This window comes from Pseudoduganella buxea (assembly GCF_009720835.1).
Classification (GTDB): domain Bacteria; phylum Pseudomonadota; class Gammaproteobacteria; order Burkholderiales; family Burkholderiaceae_D; genus Rugamonas; species Rugamonas buxea.
The window spans coordinates 43,512-53,756 of record NZ_WNKZ01000039.1 but is presented as its reverse complement, the minus strand read 5'-3'; the positions used below and the strand labels follow the sequence as shown (position 1 = coordinate 53,756).

The window sequence follows — 10,245 nt, the reverse complement described above, 5'->3', positions numbered from 1 at the left end:
AGCCGGGCGGCGCGGGCCGGGCCCTGGCCGCCGTTGCGCAGCACCACGTCGACGTGCATGGAACCCGTGCCGGCGGCGCCCTGCCCGCCCAGCACGCCGTCGAAGCGGGGAGGACCCGCCACGGCGCAGGCGCTGTTGACGAAGAACTTGGCGTCGCGCACGGCCAGCTGACCGGCCTGGTCGAACACGCGCGCGACCAGGTGGATGTAGCCGCTGCCCGGCACGATGAAGCGGTATGGCAGCCGGTTGGCAGCCACCTGGGTCCACGACACGCCGCCATCGAGGCTGTACTCGGCCTTGTCGATGCCGACACCGCCGGCGCCCGCGTCGACAATGATGCTCGCTTCGGTGCAGGTGGTCGGCAGGGTGTCGAGCGGCGTTACGGCCAGGGTCAGCAGGGGCGCCGCGCCGGCGATGCGCACCGTCGTCGTCGCGTCGCGCGTGTTGCCGTCGCTGTCGGTGGCGCTCATCGTGATGGCGTGCGTGCCGGGGCGCAGCGCGGTGGTGGACACGAAGGCGCCGTTGCCGAGCACACCGTCCAGGCTGGAGCGCCACGTCACGGCGGCGCCGTCGAGCATGCCGTCGTCGCCGTCGTAGGCCGTGCCTTCGAACTGCACCTCGGTCTCGCGCGGATAGGCCGCGTTGGCGAGCGGCGCGAGAATCTGCACATCCTGCAGGGCCTTGCGCGGCACGGTGAACGGCTCGGAGACGGCGGCGGCGCTGTTGACGCCATCGGACACCACCACCTTGATACGGGCCGTGCCCGCGGCGCCGGGCAGCTGGTCGAAATCGACCGTCACGGTGTCGCTCTGCGCCTGGCGTGCCAGCTGGCGCCAGTTGATGCCGTCGGGCGCATAGAACACCTTGGCCGTGTGCGTGGTGCTGTCGGCATCCGTGACCGTCCAGCCGATGGCCTGCTGGCCCGCCAGGGTGCCGCCACCGGCCGGCTGGAGCAGCCGCACCACGGGCGCGCTGCCGCCGAAGGTCACGGTGCCGATGGCGGCATCGGCCGGGTTGAAGACCACCACGCGGGCGGCGCCGGCCTGCACGGGAATCAGTTCGAAGAACACGGCCGGACCGGAGGCTTCGGGACCGCTCGATTCCGAGTGGGCCGACGACGGCGTGAACTGGCGCAGGAACAGCACGGCGCCGGCTGCATCCTGCACTTCGATACGGTGCGTGCCGCTGCCGGCATCGACGGGGCCGACGGTGGTTTCTTCGAACACGGGATCGACGACGGCGCTGCCGTCACGGATAGCGCCGGAGATGGTCCAGAACGACCCTTGCGCCGTGCTGCGTTCGACCTGCGCCTGGCGGCCGGCCGACGTGACGCTGCCGCCGCCCAGGGCCGTCAAGGCCTTCTTGTAGCTGAACGGGGAAATCCAGCGGGGTACGCAGTAGCTCATGATCTCGAACGTCGCTTCCGGCAGCAGCGGCTTGTGGGCCGCCACGTCGAAGGCCACTTCGGGCCGCGTCATGCTCTGGATCGTGTTGCTGCCGAAGGGCCAGTCGGTGCCGGAATCGGCCGCCAGGTTGTAGCAGCCCGGCGGCGCGGCCGTGATGCCGGGCGCCTGGGTATTGGTGTGGTGCAGGCCGAGGGTATGACCCACTTCGTGCGACACCATTTCATTGACGGTCTCCGTGCCCAGGCGGATGGCGCTGGTGCGGCCCAGCGCGGCGTGCGACGGCAGGTCGTGGGCGATGCCGCCGATCCCGCCCGGCACGGCCGTGCGGACCATGCCGAAATAGGTGCGGTGCTCGCCCGTGACACCGGCGAACCAGTCGAAGATGCCGAACAGGTCGTTCGCATCCTTGGCCGAGTCCATCCACCAGAGGTTGACGTTCGTATAGCCGGCCGTGGCGCGGCGAATCGCGTTGCCCGTCACTTCCACGCTGACCTGGCGCGTGGGCGCCAGCTTGCGCAGCAGGCTGACCCGGCTGGCCAGCGCACTCGCTGGCGCGCACTGCCAGACGCCGGCGGCGTCCCTGGCATCGCACACGCTGACCGCTTTCAGGCTGAGCGTATCGGTCTTGCGGCTCTTGAACGGGAAGTCATGCGTTTCCAGTACCTTGCCGCTGCTGTCGACGACTTCGGCCTTGATGTCCCAGTTCCCTTCGGGCGGGGTCAGGTAGAAATCGAACGAACGGCAGCCGCCTTTCTGGCGGCGCTGGTCTTCCACGCTGCAGTTGGGCTGCAGGGGCATCGTCAGGGTGCGGCTGACGGCGCCGGACAGGCGGATCGTCACGTCCGTCACCGCCGTCACCTTGGCCGTGTACAGCCGCAGCACGCCGCTCTTGCCCGCCACCAGCGGCACGGGCGGCTCGCGCGACGCATCCAGGCTGGCCTTCAGGTCCTTCAGTTCCTGGAACTGCTGGATCGCCTGCGTCATCTCGGCCGCTTCCACGCCGATGGTGGTGCAGACCTTCAGGTTGTCGATGCCCGTCTGGTTGGTGTTGCCGGTCACGCGCACGGTCTTGATCTTGTTGCCGTCCGTCTCGACCTTCAGCGGGTCCCAGCGGTTGTAGTCGCCGTTCGGGTCACCCGATGCGGTGTTGTAGTTGGCCGGGCCCGTGGACGTGGCCAGTACATTGCCCTTGTCGTCCAGGGCCTGCATCGTCACGCCGACTGCCGACGCGTAATAGAACTCCAGCCGCGAAGCCGGCGTTTTCGTCATGACGATGTCGCGCGAGCCAGGGTTGCCGCCCAGCCAGAACGCGATGGTCTGCGGCGTCGGCTCGTTGGCGAAGTTGCCGGTGCCGCCCGCATCCTGGTCGATGATACCCAGCCAGCCCGGCGACTGGATGCCGTCGAACTCGGGAATGGCGGCCTGGTTGCCGACGCCTTCGAAATTGATGACCGTGCATTCGCGGCCATTCTCGATGACGGGCGCGGCCAGCGCCAGAGGCCGGGACGGCGCGCTCCTGCTCGCCACGGTGCCGGGACGGTGCAACACGTCGGCGGCGAAAACGGGGCTGATTGTTGCAAAACCGATAAGGGAACTGACTGCGACGATTGCGACCTGCTGAAACTTTCTTCCAAGCATGATGGTCTCCGTGAGTGGGTACTGCGGCAGCGTTGCGCTGGGCAGTAACTGACGGATGTTAAACATAAGTCAACAAATTGTCTGTATTAAATTGCAATCTGTTGGTTTTTGTGAATTCACAGCCCTTGAAATAGCGGGTATGCGTCCCTATAATTGTTGGCACTCGTTAGTCGAGAGTGCTAACAACGAATTTTGAACCTCACTGTACATAAGGAGTTTTGTATGAACCTTCGCCCTTTGCACGATCGCGTCATCGTCAAACGTCTGGACCAGGAAACCAAGACTGCTTCCGGCCTGATCATTCCTGATGCCGCCGCCGAAAAGCCGGATCAGGGTGAAGTGCTGGCAGTCGGCAACGGCAAAGTGTCGGACACCGGCACCCTGCGCGCACTGGAAGTCAAGGTCGGCGACCGCGTTCTGTTCGGCAAATACTCCGGCCAGGCCGTCAAGGTCGACGGCGACGAGCTGCTGGTGATGCGCGAAGAAGACATCATGGCGATCGTCCAGAAGTAATCTGGCACCCTTAAAGAATTCAGGAGAAAACAAACATGGCAGCTAAAGAAGTGATTTTCGGCGACGCAGCGCGCGCCAAAATGGTTGAAGGCATCAACATCCTGGCCAACGCGGTCAAGGTCACCCTGGGCCCGAAAGGCCGCAACGTCGTGCTGGAGCGCTCGTTCGGCGCCCCGACCGTCACCAAGGATGGTGTCTCGGTCGCGAAGGAAATCGAACTGAAGGACAAGCTGCAGAACATGGGCGCGCAGATGGTCAAGGAAGTCGCTTCCAAGACCTCCGACAACGCCGGTGACGGCACCACCACCGCGACCGTGCTGGCCCAAGCCATCGTGCGCGAAGGCATGAAGTTCGTTGCCGCCGGCATGAACCCGATGGACCTGAAGCGCGGCATCGACAAGGCCGTCGCCGCCACCGTCGAAGAACTGAAGAACATCGCCAAGCCATGCACGACGTCGAAAGAAATCGCCCAGGTCGGCGCGATCTCGGCCAACTCGGACGCATCGATCGGCGAGCGCATCGCTGAAGCGATGGAAAAAGTGGGCAAGGAAGGCGTCATCACCGTCGAAGACGGCAAGTCGCTGAACGACGAGCTGGACATCGTGGAAGGCATGCAGTTCGACCGCGGCTACCTGTCGCCGTACTTCATCAACAATCAAGAGAAGCAAGTTGCCGTGCTGGAGAACCCGTTCGTTCTGCTGTGCGACAAGAAGATCTCGAACATCCGCGACCTGCTGCCGATCCTGGAGCAAGTGGCCAAGGCCGGCCGTCCGCTGCTGATCATCGCCGAAGACATCGAAGGCGAAGCACTGGCGACCCTGGTGGTCAACAACATCCGCGGCATCCTGAAGACCTGCGCCGTCAAGGCTCCAGGCTTCGGCGACCGTCGCAAGGCCATGCTGGAAGACATCGCTGTCCTGACGGGCGGCCAGGTCGTGGCGGAAGAAGTCGGCCTGACCCTGGAAAAAATCTCGCTGGCCGAACTGGGCCAGGCCAAGCGCATCGAAGTGGGCAAAGAGAACACCATCGTCATCGACGGCGCTGGCGAAGCTGCCGGCATTGAAGGCCGCGTCAAGCAGATCCGCGTGCAGATCGAAGAAGCGACGTCGGACTACGACCGTGAAAAACTGCAAGAGCGCGTGGCCAAGCTGGCCGGCGGTGTTGCCGTGATCAAGGTCGGCGCTGCCACCGAAGTCGAAATGAAAGAGAAGAAAGCCCGCGTGGAAGACGCGCTGCACGCCACCCGCGCAGCCGTTGAAGAAGGTATCGTGCCAGGCGGCGGCGTCGCCCTGCTGCGTGCCCGCGCTGCCCTGACCGTCAAGGGCGACAACGCCGACCAGGACGCCGGCATCAAGATCGTGCTGCGCGCGATGGAAGAGCCACTGCGCATGATCGTGCAAAACGCCGGCGAAGAAGCATCCGTCGTCGTCAACGCGGTCCTGGCAGGTACGGGCAACTACGGCTACAACGCCGCCAACGGCACCTACGGCGACATGGTCGAAATGGGCGTGCTGGACCCAGCCAAGGTCACCCGTTCGGCTCTGCAGAACGCAGCCTCGATCGCCGGCCTGATGCTGACGACCGACTGCATGGTTGCCGAAATCACCGAAGACAAGCCAGCCGGCGGCATGGGCGGCATGGGTGGCATGGGCGGCATGGGCGGCATGGACGGCATGATGTAACAGCCGTCGCCGGCCCTCGCGGCCAGCAACAGCAAAAGCTGCTCCTCCGGGGGCAGCTTTTTTTTCGCCCCGCCCCCCGCATTCGGTGTCGGACCCCTGCATCGCGCTCGACGTCAGACACTTGAACGTATGGAACGCGGGTAACAAAAAAGGCCGCCGAAGCAGCCTTTCTGAAACGTTCTAGTGGTGTTGCCGCCGTCGGGCAAGGATGGCGCCGAGGGCGCTGCCGATCCCCACACCCAGGCCGATGCCCATGGCGAAATTGTCCATGGCGACACCGATCGCACAGCCGATCGCGGCCCCGAGGCTGATGCCCACGCCTACGTAACGGCCCATGAAATCGTCTGGTTCCATATCCATACCAAGTCTCCGTTCTGAGTTTGTTGTGATTTGAATATACGCCTGTTTTGGCCCCGTTTGCCAAGATATTCACGGCGCTGTGCTTGGCTGACAACATTTTCAAATTCGTATCCCGCACCGCAACAATTGCCGGGAAACGGGCGTCAGACCGCTGCGGCGGAGCGACCGGTTTTCGAGCAGTACCCCGTTTGCCGGAGCCGTGCGCCAGGGCGGGCGCGGCCGGACTATCATGCCCTTTTGCCAAGACGAGAGTGCACGATGACGGATACCGTGGGTGACTTTTTGCTGCAGCGCATGCACGAGTGGGGCGTGCGCCGGGTGTTCGGTTATCCGGGCGACGGGATCAACGGCATCATGGGTGCGTTCGGCCGCCAGGAAGATATCGAGTTCGTCCAGGTGCGGCACGAGGAAATGGCGGCCTTCATGGCCACGGGCCACGCCAAGTTCACCGGCGAAGTGGGCGTCTGCGTGGCCACCTCCGGGCCGGGCGCAATCCACCTGCTCAACGGCCTGTACGACGCCAAGCTCGATCACCAGCCCGTGGTGGCCATCGTCGGCCAGCAGAAGCGCGCTTCCATCGGCGGCGACTACCAGCAGGAAGTCGACCTCGTGTCGCTGTTCAAGGACGTCGCCCACGAGTATGTCCACATGGCCACCGATGCGGCCCAGGTCCGGCACCTGATCGACCGCGCCTTCCGCATCGCCAAGGAAGAGCGCACCGTCACATGCATCATCTTCCCGAACGACGTGCAGGAACTCGATGCGGTACCGACGCCGCCACGCGAGCATGGCACCGTCCACACCGGCATCGGCACCCTGACGCGCAGCCACGTGCCGCCGCCGGAGGCGCTGCAGCAGGCCGCGCGCATCCTCAACGAAGGCAAGAAGGTGGCGATCCTGGCCGGCGCCGGCGCGCTGCACGCCACCGATGAACTGATCGAGATCGCCGAGCTGCTGGGCGCGGGCGTGGCCAAGGCCCTGCTGGGCAAGGCGGCCGTGCCGGACGACCTGCCCTTCGTCACGGGCTCGATCGGCCTGTTGGGCACGAAGCCCAGCCACGACATGATGAACGACTGCGACACCTTGCTGATGGTGGGCTCGAACTTCCCTTACAGCGAATACCTGCCAAAGGAGGGCCAGGCACGCGGCGTGCAGATCGACATCGACGCGCGCCGCGCCAGCGTGCGCTACCCGATGGAGTTCAACCTGATCGGCGACGCCAAGGCCACCCTGCGCGCGCTGATCCCGCTGCTCGAGCGCAAGGCGGACCGCGCCTGGCAGCAGCAGATTCACGAAGGCGTCGAGCGCTGGTGGCGCGTGCTGGAAGGCCGGGCCATGAACGAGGCCGATCCGATCAACCCGCAGCGTGTGTTCTGGGAGCTGTCGCCGCGCCTGCCGGACAACTGCATCGTCGCCGTCGATTCCGGCTCGGTGGCCAACTGGTCCGCGCGCGACCTGAAGATGCGGCGCGGGATGATGACCACCGTGTCGGGCGGCCTGTCGACGATGGGCTGCGCGATCCCGTATGCCATCGCGGCCCGCTTCGCCCTGCCCGAGCGGCCCGTGGTGGCCCTGGTGGGCGACGGCGCCATGCAGATGAACGGCATCAATGGCCTGATCACCATCGCCAAGTACTGGCGCCAGTGGGGGCCGGGCAAGCTGGTCGTCATGGTGCTGAACAACCAGGACCTGAACCTCGTCACGTGGGAAGAACGGGCCATGGGCGGCTCGCCGAAGTACGAGCCGGCGCAGACGATGCCCGATTTTCCGTACGCGGCCTATGCGGAGCTGATCGGCCTGAAAGGCATCCGCATCGACAGCGCCGACGGCGTGGCGGCCGGCTGGGAAGCGGCCTTCGCGTCGGACCGGCCCTGCGTGCTGGAGATGGTGACGGACCCGAACGTGCCACCGCTGCCGCCGGACGTGTCGCCCAAGCAGGCCAAGGCTTACTTCGCCGCGCTGCTCAAGGGCGATCCGGACGCGCTGGCCATCGTCAAGGCCAGCATCAAGGAGACGTGGGAGGGCTGGTTCCCGCCGAAGAAATAGGCCGGGCGCGGGCTGGAACGCGGCCGCCCAATTGCTGCTGGCAGCCCTTTGGTTTAGTATGGGCGCTCCCGCATCCAAGTGAAAGCAAGTCCCGATGAGCAAGCCCTCCCGCCTTCCCGCCATTGCCGGCACGCTGGCCGGCCTGCTGGCAGCAGGGCTGGGGGTGGCCTGGTTCTATCCCGGCCATATCGGCACTGCCGGCCGGACGCCGGCGCCGGCATCGGCACCGGCACCGTCGGCCCTGCCGTCACCGCAAGCCCAGGTGCGCCTGAGCCGCGACCAGGCCGTCCAACAGCTGATGGCCCTGCCCGAGCTGAAGGCCTGGGCCGCCGCGATCGAGAAGAACTCGCAGGGCACCGTGCGCGGCGCCGTCATCGAGACGGATCCCGCGCCCCGCCTCGTCAACGGCAAATCCTTTTTCCAGCTCAGCTTCGTCGAGAACGCGCCGCAGGCGGCCGTCACGTGGCAGGGCTTCCTGGTCGCACCGGCCGACGGCGAAATCCTCGTGCAGGACGATGCTTCGGACGAGCTGCTGACGCTCGAGCGCTGGCGCCGCGACCAGCGCCCCCTGCAGCGCACCGCCGCCCGCTGAGCCGACCCACACCGTATCGTCAAGCCATGTTCAAAAAATTATTCGCCGTGTTCGGCGCCAGGAAAAACGCCGCCTCGGCAAAGCCCTACAAACAGGATGAGCTGAACCTCGTCTACCAGCTGCTGTTCTGCGACGACCCGGACCTGGTCAAGGCCACGCCCGTGCAGGCCTCGCTGTTCGGCGCCGCCCCCGATGCCCGCGTGGTGCAGACCATCGGCGAGGACCCGGCCGAGGAAAGCCGGGTGCGGCTGCTGGCGTGGCACTGGCTGCGCTCCGCCGGCCAGCCGGTCGCCTCGCGCGAGCTGCTGGGCATCGTCGTGGAAGTGCCCCTGGAGGAAGGCCTGGACGCGCTGGCCGCCTATGCCGACGGCAGCGTACGCTACATCAACCACACGGGCCGCGTGGCCGTGTTCGAAGGCGCGCCGGCCGAAGTGGCCGAGCAGGGCAAGCGCCTCGTGCACACGGCCATTCCGCTGGCCGTCAAGGGCGCCGTCAAGGGCCGCGCGGCGCCGCCCGTGCTGGGCAACCTGCGTTTGACCCTGCTGGCTGCCGACGGTCCGCACGTGCGCGAAGGCACGTTCAGCGAGATCGCACGGGACCAGCTGTCCGGCCCCGTGCTGCAGCAGGCGCAGCGCCTGCTGGACCTGGTCGTCAGGCAGGGGACTTGAGGGGGGCGGTGGCCGCGGCCACCGTCGCTGCCGGCTGCACCCGGCCCACCCACCACCACGAGAACAGCGTAATGGCGGCGCCCACCCAGCCATTGATGCCATATCCCGAGATATGGCCGGCCGTGTCGGTGTGCAGCCACAAGCCCCCCAGCAGCGCGCCCAGTCCCGTGCCGATCTGCTGCACGGCAGCATTCGCGCTGAGGAAGGCACCGCGCACGCGCGGGTCCGGCACGGTCGTCATCAGGGCCTGCATCGGCACCGTGCGGCCGGACATCGCCACCATGAAGAACGGGAACAGCGCGACCATTGCCAGCAGGGGCAGCTGCGGCAGGTGCGTGATGCCGAGGATGGCCGCCACCGAAGCGACGGCCATCGCGCGAAAGACACGCACCTTGCCGGCGCGGTCGGCCCAGGCCCCGATCCGGCGCGACGTGAAGAAGGTGGCACAGCCGCCGGCCAGGTAGATCCACGTGATGTCGGCCGGCTGCAGGCCCAGATTCCCCACCAGCACGGGCGAGATGAAGGGGATCACGAGCATGCCGGACAGGATCGTCACGAAGCTCAACAGGAAGGCACGCAGGTGGCCCGGCACGCGGAACAGGCCGATCAGGTCCGGCAGCACGCTCGACAGCGGCGTGCGCTGGGCCAGGTGCGCCGTCAGCACGGGCAGCACGAAGGCCGCCAGCAGCCAGATCGCCAGCGAGAAGCCCACCAGCAGGTAGAACGGCGACTGCCAGCCGAAGCGCGCCGCCAGCCCTACGCCCAGCGGCACGCCGGCAATCGCCGCCATGCTGAACGAGGTCATGACGATGCCGGTGGCCGCCCCGCGCCGCTGCGGCGGCACCAGGTCGCCGATGATGGCCAGGCCGATTGCGCCCAGCACGCCGCCCGTCAGGCCGGCAAAGGCGCGCGACAGCACCAGCACGTGGAAGCTGGGCGCCAGCGCGCACGCCAGGTTGGACAGGTTGAACAGCATGAACACCGTCAGCAGCAGGCGCTTGCGTTCGAAGCGGTCGATATAGGTGGCGGCCAGCAGGCCGGAAAGCCCGGCGCACCACGCATACGCGGAGACGGCACCGGAAAACTGCGCGGCGCTGATGTCGAACGAGCGCATCAGCTGGGGCGACAGCGGCATCATCACCATGAAGTCCATGATGACGGTGAACTGGATCAATGCCAACAGCCAGAGAATCACACGCTCGCGCGTGTCGGTCAGGGGAAATGTGGTGGTCATGTTTTTCTTTTCAAAACGCGGAGTTGGCCGCAGCAGTTTGCACCAATTCGGTCGGTCCGGCGCAGCGGTCAGACACCCGTTTTCGCGTCTGACACCGGTTTTCGAG

Annotated in this window: 8 protein-coding genes; 5 read left to right on the top strand and 3 right to left on the bottom strand. The window is 66.3% G+C overall.

Going from position 1 to position 10,245, the window contains the following annotated elements; all coding sequences use genetic code 11:
* The coding region (locus GM672_RS14700; protein WP_155471282.1) for a PKD domain-containing protein at positions 1 to 2,954 on the bottom strand (2,954 nt) is incomplete at its 3' end.
* A 312-nt stretch (positions 2,955 to 3,266) separates the two neighbouring features.
* Between GM672_RS14700 and groES the strand changes: the two genes are divergently transcribed.
* Positions 3,267 to 3,557, top strand: coding sequence for a co-chaperone GroES (gene groES / locus GM672_RS14695; RefSeq protein ID WP_155471281.1), 291 nt, complete (start codon positions 3,267 to 3,269; stop codon positions 3,555 to 3,557).
* A 35-nt stretch (positions 3,558 to 3,592) separates the two neighbouring features.
* The gene (gene groL / locus GM672_RS14690) at positions 3,593 to 5,239 is read left to right on the top strand and encodes a chaperonin GroEL (RefSeq protein ID WP_155471280.1); all 1,647 of its coding nucleotides are present in this window, start codon (positions 3,593 to 3,595) and stop codon (positions 5,237 to 5,239) included.
* 180 nt (positions 5,240 to 5,419) lie between these two features.
* On the opposite strand, the gene GM672_RS14685 is transcribed toward groL, so the two are convergent.
* Positions 5,420 to 5,599 (bottom strand): glycine zipper domain-containing protein, encoded by a 180-nt coding sequence (locus GM672_RS14685; protein ID WP_155471279.1) that lies wholly within the window; start codon positions 5,597 to 5,599, stop codon positions 5,420 to 5,422.
* Between the two features lie 258 nt (positions 5,600 to 5,857).
* Between GM672_RS14685 and GM672_RS14680 the strand changes: the two genes are divergently transcribed.
* From GM672_RS14680 to GM672_RS14670, 3 genes are all read left to right on the top strand, one after another.
* Positions 5,858 to 7,645 (top strand): thiamine pyrophosphate-requiring protein, encoded by a 1,788-nt coding sequence (locus GM672_RS14680; protein WP_155471278.1) that lies wholly within the window; start codon positions 5,858 to 5,860, stop codon positions 7,643 to 7,645.
* 94 nt (positions 7,646 to 7,739) lie between these two features.
* A complete protein-coding gene (locus tag GM672_RS14675) occupies positions 7,740 to 8,237 on the top strand; it encodes a hypothetical protein (protein ID WP_155471277.1) in 498 nt (165 codons plus the stop codon).
* 26 nt (positions 8,238 to 8,263) lie between these two features.
* Positions 8,264 to 8,905, top strand: coding sequence for a hypothetical protein (locus tag GM672_RS14670; RefSeq protein WP_155471276.1), 642 nt, complete (start codon positions 8,264 to 8,266; stop codon positions 8,903 to 8,905).
* Here GM672_RS14670 and GM672_RS14665 read toward each other — a convergent pair.
* Positions 8,889 to 10,139, bottom strand: a complete 1,251-nt coding sequence (locus GM672_RS14665) for an MFS transporter (RefSeq protein WP_155471275.1) — start codon at positions 10,137 to 10,139, stop codon at positions 8,889 to 8,891. The two genes, GM672_RS14670 and GM672_RS14665, sit on opposite strands and share 17 nt — an antisense overlap.
* Positions 10,140 to 10,245 lie beyond the last annotated feature (106 nt).